Source organism: Dehalobacterium formicoaceticum, assembly GCF_002224645.1.
GTDB classification, from domain to species: Bacteria; Bacillota; Dehalobacteriia; order Dehalobacteriales; family Dehalobacteriaceae; genus Dehalobacterium; species Dehalobacterium formicoaceticum.
On record NZ_CP022121.1, the window covers coordinates 2,688,932 to 2,712,749 of the forward strand.

The following is a 23,818-nucleotide window of genomic DNA, read 5'->3' on the forward strand; positions in this document are numbered from 1 at the left end:
AGATCTAAAACAATCGGAGCATGCTTTAATCCTTAATTATTAACATGCTTAGAAGCTTTACTATTTATGGCTATTACATTTTTTTGAAAGCGCAACTGAATGTTGCGCTTTCTTCAAGAGTTTAATAAATAATTTTTTCATGATAAGATTCTGAGGTGAAACGATGGCTAAACCTAAACAAAAATCAAAAGCAGATGCTGCACTGCTGAAAGAAGGAGCCAGACATGAGATTTTGGGGATTTCATTAATCGCTCTGGGTATTTTGCTTTTAATCAGTTTTTATTTAGTTCCGATTAATAATATTGGGGATCCTAAACAAATGGGGACCATTGGAATTTTTGCCGTCAAGGTGCTCGCTGGAATATTTGGTATGGGCAGATATTTAGTTGCCGTACTGATGATAGTTTTTGGGATTTTGTTATTTAAAAAGCAGCCTTACAGTTTTATTAAGCAAAAATTATGGGGCATGATACTGCTTTTCTTATGTTTTATTACTTTGTTACACCTTTATATTGATGCGGATAATTTTAAATCATTTGTTGCCACCGGAATTAGGGGGGAAGGCGGCGGTTTCATCGGGGCCGTTCTTTGTTATCTCATGCAAAAGGGCTTTGGTGTGATTGGCACCCAAATCATCTTAAGCGCCTTAACCGTAGTGAGCATTATTCTTATTACTGAGATTTCAATCTTTTCTGTTTTGCAGCGCCTCATGAAGACGCTAGGCAATATTTTACATAAATTTCAACTTGCTGTGACCAATTTTATCTATGAAGATGAGGACGAAAAGAAACAAAAGAAAGAAAGGAAAGAAAACCCTAGAAAATCACTTTTTAAAAAAAAGGCCATAAAAGAAAATGAAGAACTGCCGATTATTATTGATCATGAATTCAACTCCCCGGAACCTGTGAAACCCTGGGAAGAAAATGATCAGAATATTATTTCCGTGCCGAAGCCTTTAGAGTTTATGCCTCAAGTAGCTAATCATAAAAATACCAAGGAGCAGGAAGACCAGCCTGCCCTGCCCATGAATCATAAAATAGAAGATGATTCTTATCGTTTGCCTTCCCTGGACATATTACAAAGTGCGGTTAAAATAAAAAGCCCCAGAATGAACAAGGAAATTACAGACAGCATTCGTATTTTGGAAGACACTTTAGACAGCTTCGGGGTCAAGGTAAAAGTGACCCAGGTAAGCTGTGGTCCTGCTATCACAAGGTTTGAAATGCAGCCTTGTCCCGGGGTAAAAGTCAGTAAAATTGTTAATTTAGCGGATGATATTGCATTAAATCTAGCAGCCCCGTCCGTAAGAATTGAAGCACCGATTCCGGGCAAATCCGTAATCGGGATTGAGGTTCCCAAAAAAGAAATATCCACGGTTTCATTCCGTGAAGTATTGGAAACACCCCAGTTTTTACAAGCCTCTTCTAAATTAACAGTTGCTCTGGGCAAAGACATCAGCGGTAATGGGGTTGTGGCTGATTTGTCCTCCATGCCCCACCTGCTCATTGCAGGATCCACTGGTTCGGGCAAAAGTGTTTGTATGAACTCTCTGATTTGCAGTATTTTATATAAAGCCAAGCCTTCTGAGGTTAAATTTTTAATGATTGACCCCAAAATGGTGGAATTAGCAAATTATAATGGGCTGCCCCATTTAATAACACCAGTGGTTATTGATCCAAAAAAAGCAGCCGGGGCCTTAAAATGGATTGTACACGAAATGGAAAACAGATATAATGTTTTTGCCTCAACAGGCGTTAAGGATCTACACCGTTTTAATGAATTAAAAAAGGGTACCGGAGAAGAATTGCCGCAAATGCTGGTCTTGATCGATGAATTAGCGGATCTGATGATGGTGGCCCCCAATGATGTGGAAGATGCCATTTGCAGATTGGCACAAATGGCGCGGGCAGCCGGCATTCATCTTGTGATCGCAACCCAAAGACCTTCCGTTGATGTCATCACCGGTTTGATTAAGGCCAATATTCCATCCCGTATTGCCTTTGCTGTTTCTTCTCAAATTGATTCCCGAACCATTCTGGATATGGCAGGTGCCGAAAAGTTGCTAGGCCGGGGAGATATGCTTTTTTATCCGGTGGGGGCCGCAAAACCCATCCGAGTGCAGGGTGTTTATGTATCTGAAGAAGAAATCAGCTCCATCGTGTCCCATTGCGCCCATCAAGCAAAACCGGAATATTTGGACGGGATTTTTCAACATGAGCTGACAAAAGAGGAAGAACGTGGGGAGACAGATGAACTTTTTGAAGATGCAGCAAAATTAATCCTTACCACCGGCCAGGCTTCCGTATCCCTGATTCAACGCCGTCTGCGTGTTGGTTATTCCAGAGCAGCCAGATTAATGGATATGCTGGAGAATAAAGGCATTGTGGGCGGTTATGAAGGATCAAAACCAAGAAATATTCTTATCACCTTGGAACAATTTGAACGATTGCAGGAAAATGAGTTCTAAAGGATTCCCGGGCCCTATCTTGTAACAAAAATTGATCTTTGATATACTGTTTCTGTCGGAATCATCCCGTTTAAAACCTAGAAATGAGGTGATCTTCATGGATGACATTGGAGAAAAACTACGTGTGACGCGGGAAGCTAAGCACATATCCCTCCGTGAAGCTGAAGATAATACAAAAATCAGAATGAAGTATTTGATCGCCCTGGAAGCAAATGATTTTGATGCCCTCCCAGGCAGGGCTTATCTCATTGGCTTCCTCAGAACATACGCCCGTTTTTTAGGATTGAATGATGAAGAATTAGTGCACATTTTAAAAACTAATTTACCAACAGAAGTTCATCGTGAAGAAGGAAAAGGAAGAGTAGGGCAGAAGAAGATTAAGATTCGTGTGAAGAAACCCAGATTATTATTTCTAATCGGTGTCCTGCTGGGAATTTTTCTTTTAGGCGGGATCGTTTCGGCCTTTTTGGGGGATCAGAATTCAGACCTTCCCAAGGACGGAATTTCAGGAAGTGAGTCATCCGATGGTCAGGAACCTCAGAAGATACCGAACGGTCAAAACTCGTTGGATAAAAACCCTGAAACCTCTGCCCTTGTGGGGACAACTGAAAATAATACCGGAATAAATCCCGAAACAGAGATTAACGGAGTTTCCGTCACTGTGATCGTTAGAGAAGACAGCTGCTGGATTGGGGTGACCATTGACGGTAAAAAGGATTACCAAGGTACTTTAACAGCAGGTGATAACCGCACTTTTGCCGGGCAGGAAAAGATTGTTATTAAATACGGAAATGCCGGCGTGGTTGAGACCATTACCAATGGGGATCGAATCTATCCGGTGGGAGCTAAAAACCAGGTTCTGACCAAAGAATATCCGGAAAGAAATTGATACATAACTATATGGGAAAAGGGGTTTAAGATTGGATTTTTATGTTGCTTTAACCAGCTTGGGTTGTTCTAAAAACCTTGTGGATAGTGAAATCATGTTGGGAATTTTGCGTAATGATAGATTTATTATTACCAAAGAATTTTCCCAAGCGCAAATTATTGTAGTGAATACCTGTGGTTTTATTCTTCCTGCCAAAAAAGAATCCATTGAAACGATTCTGGAAATGGCATCCTATAAAAAGAAGGGACGATGTCAGCTGCTCATCGTTACCGGTTGTTTAGCCGAAAAATACCGAGAAGAACTGCTGAAAGAAATTCCTGAAATTGATGGGATTTTAGGCACTTCTGAATTTTCTCAAATCGGGGATTTAATCCAAGAGAAACTAGCGGGGATGATCCCGAAACACTCCGGTAAAATCCAGGCTCTGAACCCGGATCGTTACTTGACAACACCTCAGCACATGGCCTATGTAAAAATCGCTGAGGGCTGTGATAATCATTGCACCTATTGTTTGATTCCTCAATTACGCGGCGCTTATCGAAGCAGGCCGATAGAAGAAATCCTCTCTGAAGTGCGTCTTCTCATTGCTAAAGGGGTCAAAGAAATTAACCTTATTGCCCAAGATTCAACTTATTATGGGTTAGATCTATATGGAAAAGAAAAACTTCCTGAACTATTGGATACCATCGCTCAAGAGAAAATTCAGTGGATCAGGGTTCTTTACTGTTATCCGGAACGAATTACTGATGAACTGCTTCAGGTCATGGCCAAACATGATAATATTTGTCATTATCTGGACATCCCTCTTCAACATGCCGACCAGAATATTCTTAGAAGAATGGGCCGCAAAGGGTCAAGAGATTCCTTGGAAAAGCTTATTACTCATATTCGGACGATGATGCCGGATGTGGCTCTCAGGACAACTTTCATGGTTGGTTTCCCCGGAGAAACAGAGGAACAATTTCAAGTTTTATTGGATTTTATTGAAAAATGCAGGTTTGATTGGTTGGGAGCATTTACTTATTCCCAGGAGGAGGATACCCCTGCCTCTTTATTTAAGGATCAGGTTCCTGAGGAAGTAAAAGAAGAACGATACCATCGTTTAATGTCCTTGCAAAGCAAGATTTCCCAGCAAAATCAAAGTAAATGGGTTGGAAAAACAATTTCTGTCATCATTGAAGGAAAATTGTCGGATAACCCCGAATATTACAAAGGAAGGTCCCGTTATCAGGCGCCTGACGTTGACGGAGTTGTTTTAATAAAAGGAGATACGCTGCCTGAGGGTGAAATCAAACAAGTTCTAGTGACCGGTTCTGACATTTATGATTTAATAGGAGAGATAATCGAATCATGAATCTGGCAAACAAACTTACTTTAGCGCGCATATTTTTAATCCCTGTTTTTATGATTATTCTGCTTACCAGGATTCCAAAATACGGAGATATTTTGGCAGCAGTCATTTTTATCATTGCTGCCAGTACCGACGGTTTGGACGGGTATATTGCCCGCTCCCGTAAACAGGTAACGAATTTAGGGAAACTGATGGATCCTTTAGCGGATAAACTATTGATTTCCGCCGCTCTTATTTCTCTGGTGGAGTTGGACATGATTAAGGCTTGGGTGGCCATTGTTATTATCGGACGGGAATTTGCCGTCACCGGGTTAAGAGCAATTGCTGCCAGTGAAGGTGTGATCATTGCTGCGTCTAAATTGGGAAAATTTAAAACAGTTTCTCAAATTGTGGCAATTTCAGTGATTCTTTTACATGATTTATACTGGCCTGTTTTTCCCAATCCCATCGGTTCATATTTATTGTATATTGCTGTTGGTTTTACCATTGCCTCCGGCGTGGATTATTTCTTGAAAGCTAGAAAATTACTGAAAGAAAACTAAGCCAATTTCTCGTTATTTCCAAACATTTCATAAGGTTTCTATAGTGATCACATGTTATACTTTTCTTATCAGATAAGGAGAGTGATATCTGTGAAACATCATATCAAGAGTCTGGGATTGACTTTCGTCATTGCCAGCCTTTTTTTCGCCCTTTTGATGGGCGGCCGATTTCTTTATCAAAACCAATATATGGCAGATCGTTTTCAGGCAAAATTGGGAGATATTCCGGGCGTAACAGAGGTCCGAATTGAGGATCGAAAGATTATCCTTACTATGAACAAAGTTAGCAATATCAAAGCATCTTTCCAGGAAGCTGCTAATATTGTCGGGAAACGTGATTATGAAATTATCATAAAAGACCGTCCTTCAAAAGAACTGGAATCTCTTGTCTTAGAATGTGAAATACCTCTTCAGGAAGGTCTGATGCGGGGCAACTTTACAGAAATGACCCGGGTAATTCAGGAAATTTGCCGGAATCGGGGCATAGATGCCAGAATCTTTCTTGATCAAGAGAGAATCTATTTGTCTATCTCTTCAGAAAACCATTATCTTTATCGGATCATCGAGCGGCCGGATTTCAGCCCTTCTATGTATAGCTAAAGAATGCCGCTGGACTCATGAATATTATCAAAAGTACAAAAGAAGGGGGGCTGAATGATGAAAAAAGAAATTGTGATCGGGATGCTTCTTGCTCTGGCAGCTTTTTTAGGTTTTTCCGGTTATGATGTGGTTCCGGTTCTGATCTTGGCTGTTATGGGCGTGGTGCTATATATTTTACTTGAGAAGAAAGGATTATTAAAGAATTCTTTTATGGGAACAGCTGTCCATCATCCCGGGATACGGTTTGATGATATTGGCGGACAAGCACCGGCTAAACTTGAGATTCAGGAAGCTTTAGACTTTATGAAACATTACGATAAATATCAAGTCATGGGCATTCGACCCTTAAAAGGAATTTTGCTCACCGGTCCTCCGGGAACAGGCAAGACCCTTTTAGCAAAGGCCGCGGCCACCTACACGGATTCGGTATTCATAGCGGCATCCGGATCAGAATTCATTGAGATGTATGCCGGCGTGGGCGCGCAGCGGATACGCAGCATTTTTCAATCAGCAAGAAATCAAGCTCAAAAGCTGAAAAAGAGAAGTGCCGTTATTTTCATCGATGAGATTGAGGTTTTGGGGGGGAAAAGGGGCAGTCATTCCAGTCACTTAGAATATGACCAGACATTAAACCAGCTGCTAGTGGAAATGGATGGTATCAATACCGATCCCGAATTGCAAATTCTGCTCATGGGTGCGACAAACCGGGCGGACTTGATTGATGATGCCTTACTGAGACCGGGGCGTTTTGACCGTATTGTTAATGTGGATTTGCCCGATGTTGAGGGCAGATTACAAATCTTAAAGATCCATACCAACAACAAGCCTTTATGTCAGGATGTTGATCTGTCGGTAATTGCCAAAGAAACTTTTGGCTTTTCGGGGGCTCAACTAGAAAGCCTCTGCAACGAGGGCGCGATCTATGCCCTGCGAGAGGAAGAAAAATTCATCTGCCAGAAACATCTCAAGGAAGCCATTGATAAAGTGATGATGGGTGAAAGGGCGGAAAAAACACCTACGAAAGAAGAAAAAAAACGCATCGCTTACCATGAATCAGGGCATGCATTGGTGAGTGAAACCTTACGTCAAAATTCTGTGGCCTATGTTACCATTACCTCCCGTGGAAAAGCTCTGGGTTATATGCGGCAGGCACCTGCCTCCGATATTTATTTGTACACCAAGGAATACTTAGAGCATCAAATTAAAATTGCCTTAGCAGGTGCTGTTGCAGAAGAAATATTTTTGGGAAGCAAAAGCTCCGGATCTTTAAACGATTTTAAGCAGGCGATTACCCTTGCAAAGCAAATCATTGAGTGTGGCTTTTCCCGTCTGGGTATTGTGGATCATGAATTGATTTCAAAGGACTTAATCCACGAAGAAATCGGTTTTATTCTCGATGCTCAAGAGAAAATGACTCGGGCCATGATCCGTAAAGGGGAGTATATTTTACACCGAATGGTGGATATCCTCGATGACCAGGAACACATTGCCGGAGAAGCACTGAGAGAAATGCTTCAAAATCCATCACTTAATGTTTCAAACATTTAGTCTTGGGTGTTTTATCAAAGCTCGGATCGGTCACGGTCTGAGTTTTGATTTTTAATTAGAAAATGTTTAATCAAATAAAAGGATTTTATCTTGTTCAGAACGAAATCTGAATAGTGCATTGATTGAGGTGGTGATTAGGATGATGAATAATCAATTATTGCAATTATTGATTGAAAGATTAAAAGCAAAAGGAAAAACAATTGCCGTGGCTGAATCGTGCACCGGCGGATTGTTTAGCGGTGCGTTAACTGAAATTCCAGGAAGTTCAGATTGTTTCGGTTTAGGTGTAATTACATACAGTAATTTGGCTAAACATGAACAACTTGGCATTCCCTGGGAAATCTTAAATCAATTTGGTGCGGTAAGTTATCAGACCGCTTTTTTTATGGCTCAATCAGTAAAAAGGTTGGCTCAATCTGATTTAGGAATTTCCTTTACCGGTATTGCCGGTCCTTCAGGTGGAACTGAAACCAAACCCGTGGGTCTGGTTTATATGGCTTTGGCTCTGGAAGATTCTTGTGTTGTGCGGAAATTTTATTTTACCGGCCCGCGGCACGAGATCAGGATGGCAACGGTGCAAGAGGGGATCAATTTAGTACTTCATTATTTTAAATAGTCGGGGCTGTGAAATTTATTTAAAAACAGGAAATAATTTTCAAATTGACAGTTGACAAACTCCAGATAAACCTAGTACAATAAATACGAACATTTGTTTGAAGAGGGGGAAATAAAGATGTCCGATAAATTACGTGCTTTAGATCAGGCACTAAGTCAAATTGAAAGGCAATTTGGTAAAGGATCCATTATGCGTTTAGGAGGGGAAGCTGCAAAAGCGGGAATCGATGTAATTCCTACGGGGTCCCTGGCCCTTGATCTGGCCTTAGGAATAGGTGGAGTCCCCAGAGGCAGAATTGTGGAAATTTACGGACCTGAATCCTCAGGAAAGACAACGGTGGCTCTGCATATCATAGCCGAGGCTCAAAAAATGGGAGGGACAGCTGCCTTTATCGATGCGGAACACGCCCTTGATCCCCTTTATACCCAAAATCTCGGCGTAGATTTAGAAAATTTGCTGGTATCTCAACCGGATACCGGAGAGCAGGCTTTGGAAATCACAGAAGCCTTGGTCCGCAGCGGCGCCGTCGATATCGTAGTCATCGATTCTGTAGCTGCTTTGGTGCCAAGAGCTGAGATCGAAGGCGAAATGGGTGATGCCCATGTCGGTTTACAAGCCAGATTAATGTCCCAGGCATTGAGAAAGCTTACAGCTGTTATTGGCAAGACCCGTACGACAACGATTTTTATCAACCAAATCAGAGAAAAAGTAGGAGTCATGTACGGTAACCCGGAAACAACACCGGGGGGGCGGGCGTTAAAATTCTATTCATCTGTTCGCATGGAGGTCAGAAGAACGGAAACGTTAAAACAGGGATCAGATATGATCGGCAACCGAACCAAGGTAAAAATTGTTAAGAATAAAGTAGCGCCTCCCTTTAAACAAGCTGAATTTGATATTATGTACGGCTTAGGAATTTCCAAAGAAGGAAATCTTTTAGACATCGGTGCGGAGTTGAATATTATTAATAAAAGTGGTTCCTGGTATTCTTACGGGGATGAAAGAATCGGCCAGGGAAGAGAAAACGCCAAAGAATATCTTAAAACTCATCCGGAAATGGCTCAAGAGGTTGAGCGGAGAATTCGGGAAAATGCCCAAGGAATCCCATTAATCAGCGTTGGCGCTTCCGGCAGTGAAATGAATGATGATGAAGAAGATCAATAATAATAAAACAAAGAACTCCTGCAGCCTGATGGCACGGGCTTTAAAATTATTAACAATTCGCCCCAGGTCAATTGAAGAACTAAGAACCCTGCTTTTAGAAAGAGAATATCCTCTGGAAGAGATAAATCAAGCAATTTCCCAACTGATTCAACTAAAATATTTAGATGATATCAGTTTTATCGAAAGCTGGTGTTACTATCGTCAACATATTACACCGAAAGGCCGTTGGCTGGTAAGAAAGGAATTGGCTGCCAAAGGTGTCTCCCCTTTTGATTTGGAAGAACATTTTGATGCCTTTTATTCTGAAGAGGATGAAAAGAAATGTTTGCTGCACTTGATTGAGAAGAAATCCATTAAAGGAATATTGGAACAAAGTAAAAATATTGAGAAGGAACACCAAAAGGTGGTTGCGCAGCTGGTAAGAAAGGGGTTTAAACTGCATCATATTTTGGAGATGCTTGACAGGTTTCAGGCTATTAATCTTGACATTTATCCAGAAAAATAATAAAATGTCTCTATTAGAACAAGGATTAGAATATAAGACCTGGAACGGGTTTAATATATCTTAAAACTGAGGCATAAAACATGAGGAAGAGCAAATCATGATACATATTTGTTAATATGTTTGCTTTATGGTGCGCTGATGTAAACAGAATTTTCCTTTGCTGGTTTGAGATCCATAGCACTCGTTTATCTCGTTTGTATTCTAAAACCGAGTTTATACTCGGTTTTTTTATCGTCAGGATTCATTTATTTTAATGATATCTAAGCACCAAGAGAAATAATACACTGGGGCGTAAGAAATCTATTGAACCTGGAAATTTCCTTGTCAATATTACGATTATGAAATAAAAAAATACGCTGGGAGGTGAAAGGACAATTTGTGGCTATACTATGTAATTTATATTTTGGCAGGCATTGCCGTTGGCTTTTTGATAGGATACTTAGTGCGGAAAAAGCTTGCTGAGGCGAAAATTAATTCCGCTGAAGAAGCAGCCAAAAAGATCCTTGAAGACGGCTATAAAGACGCTGAGGCGAAAAAAAGGGAAGTTCTCTTAGAAGCAAAAGAAGAAATTCACCGTATGAGATCTGATGCTGAGAGAGAAAATAAAGATCGGCGCAATGAGTTAACACGTTTGGAAAGAAGATTGGTTCAAAAAGAAGAAAATTTGGATCGCAAAACTGATGCCATCGAACGAAAAGAAGATTCTCTGGTTAAAAAAGAGCAAGAAGCAGAGGACAAATTAAATGCTATTTCTGAATTACACGAAAAAAAGGTGGAAGAATTTGAGCGATTATCAGGTATGACATCAGAACAAGCCAAAGAACTTCTTTTATCCAATATTGAGGAAGAAATTAAGTATGAATCTGCTATTTTGATTAAAGATCTTGAAAAGCAAGCGAAAGAAGACGGAGAAAAAAAAGCGCGCGAAATCATTACGTTGGCGATTCAAAGAGTCGCGGCAGATCATGTGGCAGAAACAACGGTATCAGTTGTTGCTCTGCCTAACGATGAAATGAAAGGTCGGATCATCGGACGGGAAGGGCGAAACATTCGTACACTAGAAACATTAACCGGGATTGACCTGATCATTGATGATACGCCTGAAGCTGTGATTCTTTCCGGGTTTGATCCAGTCAGAAGAGAGGTTGCCCGAGTTGCTTTAGAAAAACTGATTCTGGATGGCCGCATTCATCCTGCTCGCATTGAAGAAATGGTGGAAAAAGCCCAAAAGGAAGTGGATCAGCGAATCCGGGAAGAAGGGGAGCAAGCAACCTTTGAAACAGGGGTTCATGGCTTGCATCCGGAACTCATTCGCTTAATAGGCAGACTCAAATATCGCACCAGTTACGGACAGAATATTTTGAAGCATTCCATTGAAGTATCCCATCTGGCAGGAATTATGGCTGCTGAGTTAGGCGCCGATGAACAAATGGCAAAAAGGGCAGGCTTGCTTCATGATTTGGGGAAAGCTGTCGATCATGAAGTGGAAGGACCCCATGTCACCATTGGTGCAGATTTGGCGAAAAAGTACCGGGAATCACCGGAAATCGTTCATGCCATTGCCGCTCACCATGGAGATATCGAAACAAAAACCATTGAAGCAGCTTTAGTTCAGGCAGCAGATGCGATTTCAGCAGCAAGACCAGGCGCCCGAAGAGAAACCCTGGAATCTTATATCAAAAGATTAGAAAAATTAGAAGAAATTGCGGATTCATATGAAGGAGTAGAAAAAGCTTTTGCCATTCAGGCAGGACGTGAAATCCGTATTATGGTTAAACCTGATAAGGTAGATGACATTTCCTCACCTCGCTTAGCCCGAGATATTGTCAAGAGAATCGAATCAGAATTAGAGTATCCGGGACAAATTAAAGTTGTTGTAATTCGGGAAACGAGATCAGTGGATTATGCAAAATAAGGTTTAAATTGTAGCAGACTTAATTGTTAAATATATATGAAATTTTCTGTGGGGGAACTTTCAGGTTCCCTTATTTTTTACTTTCAGGAAGTAAAAAATTTAAAGTTGAAAGTATAAGTGCAACTAAGGTTTCCGTAAAGCCTTCGGCTTGGCGGAAACCAAGTTTTATTTATTACTTCCAGTGCGGAATCCAACAATTCCGGCCACCTGTGACTAAATATTAACATGATATAACATTATTTTTCTTACCGCCCTAAAGCAGGAGTTTATCAATATGTTGGAGAATCAGAATATGACCTACGAAAAAGGTGGTGCTACTTGTGTCCGTATCATATAAGCATGGGGAAGGTGTCTCTGAATGTGTAGGCCTCCTCATCTCAATTTTATTACGTTATCCGGAAGTGGGCTCAATTCATTTTGATCCACAAACTCATGAAATACGTTTAACCTTTATTATTTCAGGGGATAGAAAAATACTGCAGATTGCTGAGAAAAGGCAAGCCATTTTGGAGGCTTTGCAAACGTATCATCAATTAGAAATAATTAAACCTCAGCTTTGTGCCGTTGAAGAAAAGCAACATGATCATTATTCGATGATTGATGTAAAAAGAGATGTGGATACCTTAACTAAGGACGAAATTTCCCTGTTAATGGAATTAATTCAAATCCATTTTCCTTATGCTCTCATTGTGGATATTAGTGAAGAAATGTGGGCAGAAGATATCCAAATACAGGATGAAATGATCGGCCATATGTTGGAAGGAATTAAAAACGGGATCGTAGATAACAAATTAGTTGCTTACAGAGAAGAAGGAAAAGTATTGGTTTTTAATCGTTAGTCCCGCTAGGAGGAAAAGAGTATTGAGAATATTGTTTGTTGGAGATGTTGTAGGTAAACCGGGCCGGGAAATTTTGCGGCAACAATTAAATGAGATTCAAGATCAATATCACATTGATTTTACCATTGCCAATGGTGAAAATGCAGCCAATGGTACGGGGATTAACAAAAGAATATTCGAAGAAATCAGTAATTATGGTGTGGACGTGGTGACCATGGGTAATCATGTCTGGGACAAAAAAGAAATTTTGGATTTTATCGATCATGAAGAACGCATCATTCGTCCTGCTAATTATCCCCCCGGTACCCCAGGAAAAGGCTGGAACATCTTCTCTGTCAATCAGGTTAAAATTGTTGTCATTAACTTAGCCGGACGAGTTTTTTTGCCTGCTTTAGACTGCCCTTTCCAGGCAATGGAACGCATCTTAGCAGAGATCAAAGATCTGACTCCTAATGTGATTGTAGATTTTCACGGCGAAGCAACTTCAGAAAAACAAGCAATGGGCTGGTACTTAGATGGACGGGTCAGTGCTGTTTTAGGTACCCATACCCATATCCAGACGGCAGACGCCCGCATTTTACACCGGGGTACGGCTTATATGACAGACGTGGGTATGACAGGACCCAGAGATTCTGTTTTAGGTACGGATAAAGATCTTGTGATCAAAAAATTTATTACCTCGATGCCGGTAAAATTTGAAATTGCCCATGGGGATATTCAGTTGAATGCAACTGTATTGGAATTAAATAAGCAGGGCAAAGCTATTTCAATAATACCGGTACAAACCATGCTGGAAGCACTTTAAATGCCTGAAGCTTTAAAAAAATTTTTTTTCAGAGGATTTTTCCTTAATTTAGCGAATATACATATTTAAAGAAAGAGCAATAGTAATGGATGACGCTAAGGGGGTAAAATCATGGAAGTGTTAAAAGTATCGGCGAAGTCAAGTCCAAATTCTGTCGCTGGAGCACTTGCAGGAGTTTTAAGAGAACAAGGGACAGCTGAAATCCAGGCAATTGGTGCAGGTGCCTTGAATCAAGCTGTGAAAGCTGTGGCGATTGCACGAGGCTTTGTTGCTCCCAGTGGAGTTGATTTAATTTGTATCCCAGCTTTTACCGATATTATGATTGATGGTGAACAACGTACTGCGATAAAATTAATTGTGGAACCCAGATAAAGATCAATGAAGACCTGCTTAATAATTAAGTAGGTCCTTTTTCATCCGAAAACTATTTCAAGGAGGTAGAATTTTGATTGTTGTGGACGGTCATTGTGACAGCATCCTGAAAACTAACGAAATTTGTGATTTATTTGATTTAGGCAGTGCAGCCCATTTGGATTTTAAAAGAGCATTAGCAAACGTCAATTTACAAATTTTTGCTGCCTATATTGACTCATCTTATAAACCCTTTCAGTCCTTGCAACAGGGATTAATTTTAATTGAAAAATTTCATCAGGCAGTGGAGCAGAATCAAGAGCAGGTCAAGCTGGTTTGTTCTCAGGAGGATCTTGCCACTATTAATCAAAAAGATATCCTCCATGCCCTCCTTGCTGTGGAAGGAGGGGAGATCCTTTGCGGCAGGCTCCCCTTACTGCATCTCATTTTTCGCTTAGGGGTGCGCAGTATTGGGCTCACCTGGAATCAAAGAAATGAAATCGCCGATGGCTGCGGGGAATCAGTCACCAAAGGAGGGTTGACATCCTTCGGCACCCTGGTGGTTCAGGAAATGAATAAGCTGGGCATGGTAATCGATTTAGCTCATATTGCCCCGGCAGGTTTTTGGGATGTCTTGGAGCACACCCACCATCCCGTGATGGTTTCCCATGGAAATTGCCATGGGCTATATCCCCATCGGCGTAATCTTAATGACGATCAGATCAAAGCCCTGGCCCAAAATGATGGCGTAATGGGGATTACTTTTGTTCCGGATTTTTTAGGGGCCGGAGATATTAGTATTGAGCATGTTATCGAACACATTGATTATGCCGTATCTTTAGCCGGTCCTGATCATGTAGGATTGGGCTCAGATTTTGACGGTACGGAAACCATGCCCCGGGGATTGGAGGATGTGACCAAAATTTCCTGCATTGGTGAAGAATTATTAAAGAAAGGATATCCTTTGAAGGATGTTGAAAAAATAATGGGAGGAAATTTTATCAGACTTTTTAAAACTGTTCTTCCTCAATCATAAAACCGTTAAAGGAGAAAGCATGCCAGGATTCGATATGCATATTCATACAAAAGCTTCAGATGGAACGTTTGACATTCAAGAAATTATTCGATTAGCCCAAGAGGTAAATTTGGACGGCATTGCCATCACTGATCATGATACTGTAGAAGGCTTAGATAGGGCTGTGGAAGTGGGACAGAAGTTAAATTTCCCCATTATCCCCGGCATTGAACTCAGTACAGATTATCAAAATACAGAAATTCATATTTTAGGTTATTTCATAGATTTTCACTTACCTTGGTTCCGGAAGAAAATGAATCAATTGCAAAAGGCTCGTATTGACAGAATTATCAAAATGGTTGATAAACTAACTGAATTGGGTTATGATATAACCGGTTCAGAAGTATTTGCCCTGGCTGGGGCAGGTTCTGTGGGGAGACCTCATCTTGCTTATCTCTTATATAAAAAAGGCCAGGTCGCTTCGGTTCAAGAAGCTTTTCAGAAGTTGATCGGCAGAGGATGTCCTGCCCATATACCCAGATTTAAATTGGAACCGACAGAAGCTGTACAAATGATCAAAAAAGCCGGCGGAATACCGGTTTTAGCCCATCCTGGATTATCAAAAGCCGACCATCTGATCCAATCTCTTTGTCATGCAGGTTTGTTGGGCATTGAGGTTTATCACCCGGATCATAAATTGTCCGATGAATCAAGATACCTTAAACTGGCTCAAAGATATGGCTTGATCATCACCGGTGGTTCAGACTTTCACGGAATTCCAGACGGAAAGCGTTCCATTTTGGGCAGCAAATATGTGGGGTCAGCCATCTGGGATGAATTATTGCTCCTTAAAGAAGAACAAAATTCTGCTCCATCCCTTTGAAACGATAATTTTTGAAATAATTTATTAAGCATTTTAAAGCCTCAAATGACTAAAGATTCTCTTCTTGGAATATAATAGATAAAAATATGCGTCTTGGGGGAGAATACATGTCCACAGATAATCTGATGATGAAAAAACGCATTGAAGAATTGGAGGAAAGAATCGAACATCTTCGAGTGAGCCGCAGGGTCTTAATGAATTTAGTAGAAAAATTAGAGAAAGAGCGCAGCAATGTCTTAACAAAACTGGAAAAAGAAAATCGAAAATTGCAGAGAAGCAATGCCCTCTATGCTCAAAATATACTGTCAAAAAACCGCAGAATTATGGAATTAGAAGCTAATATGGAACCATCCGAACCATCGAAAGATTCATTTCCATCATCTATTTAGAATATTATGAAGAGATATGCAGTTAAATGTATATCCTCAGCTGGAAGGCTGAGGTTTTTTCGTTTTTATTTTCCGATCCGGGGAGAGGTTTCAATGATAAAAGAAATATTAATCGTATTTACCTTTTTAACAAGAATTCCATTAAAAATTAATTTTATCTATGGAGAGGAAGATATGGGGAAAACCTCCCGCTATTTTCCTATCGTTGGTTTGGTGATCGGACTGGCTGTTGCCGCAGTGTTGTATGCCTTTAGTTTTATCGATTATCAGTTAGCAGCAATTTTAGGTTTGCTGACTGGGGTACTTTTAACCGGAGGCTTGCATTTAGACGGATTCATAGATACGGCAGATGGGATCTTTTCTGCCCGTACCAGGGAACGAATCCTGGAAATTATGAAGGACAGTCATGTAGGTGCCCATGGTGTTACTGCAGTCATCGTTTTTTTACTCTTGAAGTTCGTGCTATATGGGGTCATCGGGCAAAACCATCTGAATATTTTTTGGATCATTCCCATGGCTTTTATTTTTTCCCGCTGGATGATGGTGTTTTCTCTCTTATATTTCCCTGGTGCCCGCAAAGAAGGTTTAGGTCATATTTTTATGACCTATCAAAGAAAATGGGATTTCCCCTTGGCCTCGATCCTGACATTATTACCCATCATCATTTTTCAAAAATGGCTGACATTGATTCCTTTTGTGCTGGCATTTTTTATCATGTGGTACTTTTGCAAATCGATTGCCAAGATCTTGGGCGGTTTAACCGGAGATGTATGCGGCGCAGTGGCTGAACTATCGGAGGTTGTTTTTATTCTGGCTTACCTGATCACAGAATATTTTTTTATGACCATGGGATCTTAAAACATTTTTCCTTCTCTTTTGGAGATACTAAAAAAAAGAGAGGAAGTGTTAATAATGTATGATGATTTTCCTGCACGTGTTCCATGGAACTGGCAGCCGCATTTAAATGAATTATGTGCCGAGGAAAACATAGACTTTAACCAATTAATTGAAGCATTTGCCGGGAATAAAAGTGATCAAGAAATTGCCGTCGACCTAAATACGTCAGAAAAAACCGTGCAGCATTTGAGGAATCATTTTGAACAGTATGGCATCGGTTCTGTCATAGGGCAGGATTAAAAATTTCTTATTCTGTCAGGTGAAATTTCATTTTCACCTGACAGAATAATTGTGATACAATATTTTAAGTAGTTATGGCAACCTTAAGTGAGTTATGCTATAATAGGAAAAATATTTGGGAGATGGATCATAAGAGAGGTGCGCATAATCATGGAGGATAAATTTAGCAAAGAAGGATTGACATTTGACGATGTATTACTGGTTCCTCAAGAATCGGCAGTTTTACCAAAAGAAATTGATGTTGCCACGAAATTAACAAAAAAAATCGGTTTGAAAATTCCTCTGATGAGTGCAGGCATGGATACGGTAACAGATTCACGTATGGCCATTGCGATTGCACGTGAAGGCGGAATTGGCGTTATTCATAAAAACATGTCTATTGAAGCCCAGGCGATGGAAGTGGATCGAGTAAAAAGATCGGAGCATGGCATTATTACCGATCCAATTTTTCTCAGCCCGAACCACCTGATTAGCGATGCCTTGGCGATCATGGAAAGATATCATATTTCCGGCGTACCTATTACAGTTGAGGGTAAACTGGTGGGTATTCTGACCAATCGTGATTTGCGTTTTGAGAAAGATTTTACCAAAAAAATCGATCTAGTGATGACCAAAGAAGGATTAATTACAGCTCCTGTCGGCACAAATTTGGAACAAGCGAAAGAAATCTTACAACAGCATAAAGTAGAAAAATTACCGATTGTAGATGAAAAAGGATATCTGAGAGGTTTAATTACCATTAAAGATATAGAGAAGACCCGTCAATATCCCAATTCTTCCAAGGATGAAAATGGGAGATTGCTGGCTGCTGCGGCTGTGGGTGTTACTTCCGACACTATGGAACGAGCTCAAAAACTGTTTAAAGCAGGAGCAGATCTCATCGTTTTAGATACAGCTCACGGCCATTCTATAGGAGTGATTAAAACCGTTGAGAAATTAAAAAATGCCTTTCCGGATAAAGGTATTATCGCGGGAAATGTAGCCACGGGAGCAGCAACCAAAGCATTGATCAATGCCGGAGCAGATGCCGTCAAAGTAGGGGTAGGCCCCGGGTCTATTTGCACCACCAGGGTAATCGCAGGTATTGGCGTACCACAAATCACAGCCATTTATGATTGTGCTCAGGCAGCTGCTGAATACGAGATTCCTATTATCGCCGATGGCGGCGTCAAGTATTCGGGAGATATCGTTAAGGCAATTGGAGCCGGAGCAGATGTTGTGATGGTGGGCAGCCTTTTTGCCGGTACAGAAGAAAGCCCCGGAGACATTGAAATTTACCAGGGCCGAAGTTTTAAAGTATATCGTGGTATGGGTTCCATCGCTGCCATGAAACAAGGGAGTAAAGACCGCTATTTCCAAGACGATGCCCATAAACTTGTCCCAGAAGGGATTGAAGGAAGAGTACCCTACAAAGGTTCTCTGGCAGAGACTATTTTTCAATTAATTGGCGGCTTAAGAGCCGGGATGGGCTATTGCGGTACTCCAACCATTGAACACCTGAAGAAAAATTCTAAATTTATCAGAATTACCGCTGCAGGATTAGCTGAAAGTCATCCCCACGATGTGCAGATTACCAAGGAAGCGCCAAATTATAGTTTATAAGATGAGCTTCTACATTATGAATCCTTGGAAAATTTAGTTCCGGCATCTAATGGAATAAAAATTTCACATTGTGCTAAGTACTCTGTTTATAAAAACAATTGCGACATTAAAGAATATTCACATTAAATAAAATTTTTTTTAAAAAAAGAAGGGAAAGCTTTAAAAATAACGAAAGTTCTATTGGTAACAAACTATAGATCCAAAAGCTCTTAAAGCATTAGGCTTTTGCGAGCAGGCATGTCAAATCATTAATAGATACACCATAGACAGCTAGAGGAAAAAGATGGAAATATTCTGAGGAGGATTATTTTGAAAACGTTATTGGAGAGGACACGAGAAATAAATAAATTAATTCAAACTGCGGCAGGTTATCCTATTAGTTTTGCTGAAATGGCGCAGGTATTATCTCGTAATACAGAATCAAATACTTATATATTGGGGAAAAAGGGCAATGTGTTGGGCTATGATTTTTTGGACGGCTTTGATTGTTCTACCATGGAAGAAGTTGTTAAAGAAGATGCCCAATTTCCTGACGATTATAATGAGCATTTATTGAAAACAATGGAGACAAAGGCGAATATTGATCGCAAAGGTTTATGTGCATTCATTCCGGAAAGGGAATGTCCCATAGAAAACAAATTCACCACTGTGGTACCTATTGTCGGGGGTGGTGAACGAGTTGGTACTCTGATGCTTTCTAAAGAAGGAGAATTTGACAGCAGTGATTTGATTTTGGCGGAATACGGAGCCACTGTTATTGGCATGGAAATTCTCCGGGCAAAAACAGAAAAAATCGAAGAAATAGCCCGGCAAAAAGCAGCCGTGAGCATTGCTTTTGATACATTATCTTACTCAGAATTGGAAGCTGTAGATCATATCTTTAACGAGTTAGGGGATAGCCAAGGTCTTCTTGTTGCCAGTAAAATCGCAGATAAGGTTGGGATTACCAGATCCGTGATTGTGAACGCTCTAAGAAAGCTGGAAAGCGCTGGTGTTGTAGAGGTGCGATCATTGGGCATGAAAGGAACTTATATCAGAGTGCTGAATGATTATCTTCTGGAAGAATTAAAAAGAATCCAAGCTACTCATGGTAGAATATAACAGCCGAAAGGCTGTTTTCTTTGAATATAGGTATGATTAACCATTGAATTAAGCGGCAAAATAGAGTAAATTATTAGTAGATTTCTATTATGAGAGCAGGTGAATTTTTTGTCATCAAAATTTCGTAATCTGATGACCGTATTATTAGTTTTGTTCCTGGTTGGTTCCGCCGGTGCCATTTATTTGATCAGCACAGAGGGGAACCTTGAGCATTCCCAGATGGAACCGGGACAGGAGGATTGGATCAGAGGTAAAGACCGCATTAATATCTTGCTATTGGGCACTGATGAAGAATTTATGAACAAATCCCGCACTGATACGATCATTCTTGCCAGTTTGGATATGCAACAGCACCAAATCAGCTTACTGTCTATCCCCCGGGATACCCGAGTAAAAATTCCAGTATATGGAGATAATAGAATTAATACGGCAAATGTTTTTGGAGGTGTGGAATTAGTAAAAGAAAGTATTTCCCAGTTGATTAAGGTGCCTATTGATTATTATGTCTTGACAAATTTTAATGGATTTGTTGATATTGTTAATACCTTAGGGGGAGTAGAGCTTGATGTAGAACAAAACATGAAGTATCGTGTTTATGATGGCATGATTGATTTAGAAAAAGGGGTTCAGCGCTTGGATGGAGAAAAAGCTTTACAGTATGTGCGCTACAGACATGACAAGCTAGGCGACATTACACGCACACAAAGGCAGCAAAAGTTTTTGTCTGCTTTAGCCGCGGAAATGATGCAAAGTAAAAATATTGTGAAGCTGCCCGTGCTGATTCCCCAGATGAACGAAGCTATAGAAACTGATTTAACCATTGCCCAGATGATTGGCTTAGGTAAGGATTTCAGCGAATTTGCCTCCGGATCAATTGTTTCCCAAACCTTGCCAGGCAATTTTATGGACATTAACGGCGGAAGTTATTGGTATGTGGATGAATCCAAAGCGCAGCAGGTGGTATTAGAGGTTTTTGCAGGAAATTCCGGATCAGTAATTGATACCACATCACCTGTCCGCATCGCTGAAAAAGATAATTCGGCAGAGCAGAATACAGCTAAAGTACATCCGGTGGAAAAGCAATCAAACACCAAAAAAGCTGAAGACAAAAAAGAAGCCGGCAATAAAAAAGTAATGGATCGAATCAAAGAGAACAATAAGAAAGAGGAAGAGAAAAAGACAGTTCCGGTAAACCAGGAAGTCGTGATCGAAATCAATGAAGAAGAAAAATTGCCGGAGAAGATTCCTCCCAAAGGAAAAATTGAGGTTCTGCCCCCGGTTCCTGTGGAAGAGAATAAGAAGAGCGAGATTTTGGGCGAAGAGGTTGCTCCGGAAGCAGAGATTTTGGACACAGGAATTAATGATCAAAAGGCAGCTGATCCTTCGTTAGAAGTGACGCCGGAAATGTGAATTTTCCTGCCCAATGAAACAGGTAAGTGAACTCGTTCAGCTAAAGCTGAACATCGGGGCTTCAGATGGGGAATCTACCCACCTGAAGTGAAAATAGGAGCTCCCACTTATAGAAGTGGAAGTCTTGGAAATTGATAAAAGGAATATGCAGTCCGTTCTTATCATTAATCGATATTTAACATTTTTTTAATGATTAGAAGGAAAAGATTACTTGTTGGCGAAGTATATGCTTAAGTTTTAAGCATTAGAAAATAATTTAAAATAAAATTAAAAGTGGAGGTAGGCCTATGCTTTTTAGACAATGCGCCGGTGGCTTAGTCTTTTTTAACGACAAAGTTTTATTGCTGCAAAACGAAAAAAATGAATGGGTATTTCCCAAAGGTGTCATCAGAAATTTAGGAAGCGCCAATGAGGTCGCTTTGCAGCGGGTTAAAGAAGAAGCAGGAATTGAAGCTGAAATTGTCAGTCCCATTGGGGAAACGAATTATGAGTTTTATTCCTGTACGAGACAAGAGCCTGTTTGTAATCAAATTACCTGGTTTTTAATGAAAAGCGATTCCGGAAAATACCAGATTAATAAAGAACTGAATTTTAAAAATGGCGGGTTTTTCAACATCATTGATGCCTTAAGCAAGGTCACCTACAGTCAAGATAAAGCTTTGCTGAATATTGCTTATAAACAACATAAGGAGTTATAAAACAGCACAGCGTTCTGGGCTCATTTTCATGGGAAAATAGGGAGTGATAACTCCTTATTTTTTTGTACTTTGTCCCTAAAGTAAGTGAGAATACTTTTTGTCACAAGGAGAACAATGTGATATAATATTTAAAGATTTGCATTAAAGGAAGTGCTAAATGAGACCAAAATACCATGTGACCACTTTTGGCTGTCAAATGAATGAACATGACAGCGAGATAATGGGCGGCATGCTGGAATCCTTAGGATACGAAGCAGAAGATGATCTTAATCAAAGTGACATCATTATTGTTAATACATGCTGTGTGCGGGAAAGTGCCGAGAATAAGATTCGCGGCTATATCGGTAATCTCAAAAGATTAAAGCAAATCAATCCCCGGCTGATCATCGGCATCGGGGGCTGCATGGTTCAACAACCTGGGGCGGGAGAAAAGCTTTTGAAGAAGGCTGGGCATGTTGATATTGTTTTTGGTACCCATAACATTCACCGGTTGCCCCAATTAATCACTGAGGTGCGTCATGGCGGACATGTTTTGGAGATAGACAATGAGGAACAGGACATCCAGGACGATTTGCCAGTTAAGAGACAAGGCCATATTAAGGCTCAAATTTCTATTATGCAAGGATGCAACAATTTTTGCACCTATTGTATCGTGCCATACGTACGGGGCAGGGAAAGAAGCCGACATCCGGAAAACATCAAAAAAGAATTTATTGCTTTGGGGAATGAAGGATTCAAGGAAGTCATGCTCCTGGGTCAAAATGTAAATTCTTACGGATTGGATTTTTCCACCTCCTATGACTTTGCAGATTTATTAAAGGAGCTGGATGCAACAAAAAAGATTAAGAGAATTCGCTATATGACTTCCCATCCCAGGGATTTTAACCAAAAACTGATCGATACTATTGCTGGGTGTAGCAGTGTTTGTGAACATTTTCATTTGCCCATTCAGTCAGGCAGTAACCATATCCTGCAATTAATGAACCGAGGATATACCAGGGAAACTTATCTTTCTTTGGTGCGGGCTATTAAAGATCAATTTCCTGATTGCAGTATTACCACCGATCTGATCATCGGTTTCCCCGGGGAAACCGATGAGGATTTCCAGGATACTCTGGCATTATTACACGAAGCTGAATTTGATGTGGCGTATACCTTCTTATATTCCACTCGTTCGGGAACGCCTGCCGCCAAAATGCCCGGTCAGATTCCTCAGGAAATCAAAAGGGAACGCTTACAGCAATTAATGGATGTACAAAATAGTATCAGTTTACGGATTAATCAAAGCCTGGTGGGAAAAATAGAAGAGGTTCTTGTGGAAGGAAAAAGTAAAACCAGTGACCGGACTCTAACCGGCCGGACCAGAACAAATAAAATTGTCAATTTCCCCGGAGAAATCAATCTTGCGGGAGAGCTTATCAGGATCAAAATAACAGCTGCAAAGACCTGGCATCTCGAGGGGGAAAAAATAGAATCATAAAAATCATAAAGGAGGAAAATAATGGAGGTATTAAATAAGGCTCAAGAATTAGCAAATGCTTTGGAAAACAGCGAGGAGCTTCTCCAAATGCGCGAAGCAGAAAAACGGATGAATGAGGATCAAACCGCCATGAGTCTGATGCATGAATTCCGCAATAAGCAAATGGAGGTCTATAACGTTCAGGTAGCAGGACAAGAGCCCTCAAAAGAGTTAGAACAGGAAATGGAAAATCTCCGCGCAAAATTACAGGAAAACCCTTTAATTTTGGATTATATCACGGCCCAGGAAAAGTTAGGCCGGGTTCTGGAGTATATCAATCGTGCCATCTCTCAGGTATTACAGGGAGAAAGCAGTTGTGATGAAAGCAGCTGTTCCAGCTGCGCCGGATGTAATTAAATTTTAATCTTTTAAGCCCTTGATGCTTTTGCAAGGGCTTTTCATTTTGGCAGAAAGCAACTTTTCTTGATATCTTGCTGTAATTCCCTTGGTGAAATGATATAATTTAAATGTA

Annotated in this window: 24 protein-coding genes; all 24 read left to right on the forward strand. The window is 40.5% G+C overall.

What is annotated here, in order from left to right; genetic code table 11:
- Positions 1-163: 163 nt before the first annotated feature.
- The 24 genes from CEQ75_RS12985 (at position 164) to CEQ75_RS13100 (ending at position 23,703) form a co-directional block, all read left to right on the forward strand.
- The gene (locus CEQ75_RS12985) at positions 164-2,467 is read left to right on the forward strand and encodes an FtsK/SpoIIIE family DNA translocase (RefSeq protein WP_089611268.1); all 2,304 of its coding nucleotides are present in this window, start codon (positions 164-166) and stop codon (positions 2,465-2,467) included.
- Positions 2,468-2,564: 97 nt separating this feature from the next.
- The gene (locus CEQ75_RS12990; RefSeq protein WP_089611270.1) at positions 2,565-3,356 is read left to right on the forward strand and encodes a RodZ domain-containing protein; all 792 of its coding nucleotides are present in this window, start codon (positions 2,565-2,567) and stop codon (positions 3,354-3,356) included.
- A gap of 31 nt (positions 3,357-3,387) precedes the next feature.
- The gene (gene rimO / locus CEQ75_RS12995; protein WP_089611272.1) at positions 3,388-4,710 is read left to right on the forward strand and encodes a 30S ribosomal protein S12 methylthiotransferase RimO; all 1,323 of its coding nucleotides are present in this window, start codon (positions 3,388-3,390) and stop codon (positions 4,708-4,710) included.
- Complete coding sequence (gene pgsA, locus CEQ75_RS13000; protein WP_089611275.1) at positions 4,707-5,249, forward strand: CDP-diacylglycerol--glycerol-3-phosphate 3-phosphatidyltransferase; 543 nt, start codon at positions 4,707-4,709, stop codon at positions 5,247-5,249. The genes rimO and pgsA overlap by 4 nt, the downstream gene beginning before the upstream one ends.
- A 90-nt stretch (positions 5,250-5,339) precedes the next feature.
- Positions 5,340-5,849: a hypothetical protein gene (locus CEQ75_RS13005; RefSeq protein ID WP_089611277.1), complete on the forward strand. Its 510-nt coding sequence runs from the start codon at positions 5,340-5,342 to the stop codon at positions 5,847-5,849.
- 54 nt (positions 5,850-5,903) lie between these two features.
- Positions 5,904-7,397 (forward strand): AAA family ATPase, encoded by a 1,494-nt coding sequence (locus CEQ75_RS13010; protein WP_338031967.1) that lies wholly within the window; start codon positions 5,904-5,906, stop codon positions 7,395-7,397.
- A 139-nt stretch (positions 7,398-7,536) separates the two neighbouring features.
- Complete coding sequence (locus tag CEQ75_RS13015) at positions 7,537-8,013, forward strand: CinA family protein (RefSeq protein ID WP_089611281.1); 477 nt, start codon at positions 7,537-7,539, stop codon at positions 8,011-8,013.
- Between the two features lie 117 nt (positions 8,014-8,130).
- Complete coding sequence (recA, locus tag CEQ75_RS13020) at positions 8,131-9,177, forward strand: recombinase RecA (protein WP_198306540.1); 1,047 nt, start codon at positions 8,131-8,133, stop codon at positions 9,175-9,177.
- Entirely contained in the window at positions 9,155-9,682 is a 528-nt protein-coding gene (locus CEQ75_RS13025; protein WP_089611283.1) for a regulatory protein RecX, read from the forward strand. Before recA ends, CEQ75_RS13025 begins: the two co-directional genes overlap by 23 nt.
- A 376-nt stretch (positions 9,683-10,058) precedes the next feature.
- Positions 10,059-11,597, forward strand: a complete 1,539-nt coding sequence (gene rny / locus CEQ75_RS13030; RefSeq protein WP_089611285.1) for a ribonuclease Y — start codon at positions 10,059-10,061, stop codon at positions 11,595-11,597.
- 320 nt (positions 11,598-11,917) lie between these two features.
- On the forward strand, positions 11,918-12,436 hold the full coding sequence (locus CEQ75_RS13035; RefSeq protein ID WP_089611287.1) for a hypothetical protein: 519 nt from the start codon (positions 11,918-11,920) through the stop codon (positions 12,434-12,436).
- 22 nt (positions 12,437-12,458) lie between these two features.
- Entirely contained in the window at positions 12,459-13,241 is a 783-nt protein-coding gene (locus CEQ75_RS13040) for a TIGR00282 family metallophosphoesterase (RefSeq protein ID WP_089611289.1), read from the forward strand.
- 111 nt (positions 13,242-13,352) lie between these two features.
- Complete coding sequence (spoVS, locus tag CEQ75_RS13045) at positions 13,353-13,613, forward strand: stage V sporulation protein SpoVS (protein WP_089611291.1); 261 nt, start codon at positions 13,353-13,355, stop codon at positions 13,611-13,613.
- Between the two features lie 82 nt (positions 13,614-13,695).
- Positions 13,696-14,628 carry a dipeptidase gene (locus CEQ75_RS13050; protein WP_242965477.1) on the forward strand — a complete coding sequence of 311 codons (933 nt, stop codon included), beginning with the start codon at positions 13,696-13,698 and terminating at the stop codon, positions 14,626-14,628.
- Between the two features lie 19 nt (positions 14,629-14,647).
- Entirely contained in the window at positions 14,648-15,490 is an 843-nt protein-coding gene (locus CEQ75_RS13055; protein WP_089611295.1) for a PHP domain-containing protein, read from the forward strand.
- Positions 15,491-15,597: 107 nt separating this feature from the next.
- Positions 15,598-15,879: a translation initiation factor 2 gene (locus CEQ75_RS13060; protein ID WP_198306541.1), complete on the forward strand. Its 282-nt coding sequence runs from the start codon at positions 15,598-15,600 to the stop codon at positions 15,877-15,879.
- A 93-nt stretch (positions 15,880-15,972) separates the two neighbouring features.
- Positions 15,973-16,737 carry an adenosylcobinamide-GDP ribazoletransferase gene (gene cobS, locus CEQ75_RS13065; RefSeq protein WP_157677467.1) on the forward strand — a complete coding sequence of 255 codons (765 nt, stop codon included), beginning with the start codon at positions 15,973-15,975 and terminating at the stop codon, positions 16,735-16,737.
- A 54-nt stretch (positions 16,738-16,791) separates the two neighbouring features.
- On the forward strand, positions 16,792-17,016 hold the full coding sequence (locus CEQ75_RS13070) for a helix-turn-helix transcriptional regulator (protein ID WP_089611299.1): 225 nt from the start codon (positions 16,792-16,794) through the stop codon (positions 17,014-17,016).
- A gap of 150 nt (positions 17,017-17,166) precedes the next feature.
- Positions 17,167-18,618, forward strand: a complete 1,452-nt coding sequence (gene guaB, locus CEQ75_RS13075; protein ID WP_089611302.1) for an IMP dehydrogenase — start codon at positions 17,167-17,169, stop codon at positions 18,616-18,618.
- Between the two features lie 309 nt (positions 18,619-18,927).
- Positions 18,928-19,719 (forward strand): GTP-sensing pleiotropic transcriptional regulator CodY, encoded by a 792-nt coding sequence (gene codY / locus CEQ75_RS13080; protein WP_089611304.1) that lies wholly within the window; start codon positions 18,928-18,930, stop codon positions 19,717-19,719.
- Positions 19,720-19,827: 108 nt separating this feature from the next.
- Entirely contained in the window at positions 19,828-21,129 is a 1,302-nt protein-coding gene (locus tag CEQ75_RS13085) for an LCP family protein (RefSeq protein WP_089611306.1), read from the forward strand.
- 287 nt (positions 21,130-21,416) lie between these two features.
- Complete coding sequence (locus CEQ75_RS13090) at positions 21,417-21,827, forward strand: NUDIX domain-containing protein (RefSeq protein ID WP_089611308.1); 411 nt, start codon at positions 21,417-21,419, stop codon at positions 21,825-21,827.
- Positions 21,828-21,984: 157 nt separating this feature from the next.
- Positions 21,985-23,307, forward strand: a complete 1,323-nt coding sequence (miaB, locus tag CEQ75_RS13095; RefSeq protein ID WP_089611311.1) for a tRNA (N6-isopentenyl adenosine(37)-C2)-methylthiotransferase MiaB — start codon at positions 21,985-21,987, stop codon at positions 23,305-23,307.
- 21 nt (positions 23,308-23,328) lie between these two features.
- Complete coding sequence (locus CEQ75_RS13100; RefSeq protein WP_089611313.1) at positions 23,329-23,703, forward strand: YlbF/YmcA family competence regulator; 375 nt, start codon at positions 23,329-23,331, stop codon at positions 23,701-23,703.
- Positions 23,704-23,818: the final 115 nt, after the last annotated feature.

Coding starts and splice junctions, on each gene's coding strand:
- CEQ75_RS12985 (WP_089611268.1), top strand. CDS start 164: ATGGCTAAACCTAAACAAAAATCAAAAGCAGATGCTGCACTGCTGAAA.
- CEQ75_RS12990 (WP_089611270.1), top strand. CDS start 2,565: ATGGATGACATTGGAGAAAAACTACGTGTGACGCGGGAAGCTAAGCAC.
- pgsA (WP_089611275.1), top strand. CDS start 4,707: ATGAATCTGGCAAACAAACTTACTTTAGCGCGCATATTTTTAATCCCT.
- CEQ75_RS13010 (WP_338031967.1), top strand. CDS start 5,904: ATGATGAAAAAAGAAATTGTGATCGGGATGCTTCTTGCTCTGGCAGCT.
- CEQ75_RS13015 (WP_089611281.1), top strand. CDS start 7,537: ATGATGAATAATCAATTATTGCAATTATTGATTGAAAGATTAAAAGCA.
- recA (WP_198306540.1), top strand. CDS start 8,131: ATGTCCGATAAATTACGTGCTTTAGATCAGGCACTAAGTCAAATTGAA.
- CEQ75_RS13025 (WP_089611283.1), top strand. CDS start 9,155: ATGATGATGAAGAAGATCAATAATAATAAAACAAAGAACTCCTGCAGC.
- spoVS (WP_089611291.1), top strand. CDS start 13,353: ATGGAAGTGTTAAAAGTATCGGCGAAGTCAAGTCCAAATTCTGTCGCT.
- CEQ75_RS13055 (WP_089611295.1), top strand. CDS start 14,648: ATGCCAGGATTCGATATGCATATTCATACAAAAGCTTCAGATGGAACG.
- CEQ75_RS13060 (WP_198306541.1), top strand. CDS start 15,598: ATGTCCACAGATAATCTGATGATGAAAAAACGCATTGAAGAATTGGAG.
- cobS (WP_157677467.1), top strand. CDS start 15,973: ATGATAAAAGAAATATTAATCGTATTTACCTTTTTAACAAGAATTCCA.
- CEQ75_RS13070 (WP_089611299.1), top strand. CDS start 16,792: ATGTATGATGATTTTCCTGCACGTGTTCCATGGAACTGGCAGCCGCAT.
- guaB (WP_089611302.1), top strand. CDS start 17,167: ATGGAGGATAAATTTAGCAAAGAAGGATTGACATTTGACGATGTATTA.
- CEQ75_RS13090 (WP_089611308.1), top strand. CDS start 21,417: ATGCTTTTTAGACAATGCGCCGGTGGCTTAGTCTTTTTTAACGACAAA.
- miaB (WP_089611311.1), top strand. CDS start 21,985: ATGAGACCAAAATACCATGTGACCACTTTTGGCTGTCAAATGAATGAA.
- CEQ75_RS13100 (WP_089611313.1), top strand. CDS start 23,329: ATGGAGGTATTAAATAAGGCTCAAGAATTAGCAAATGCTTTGGAAAAC.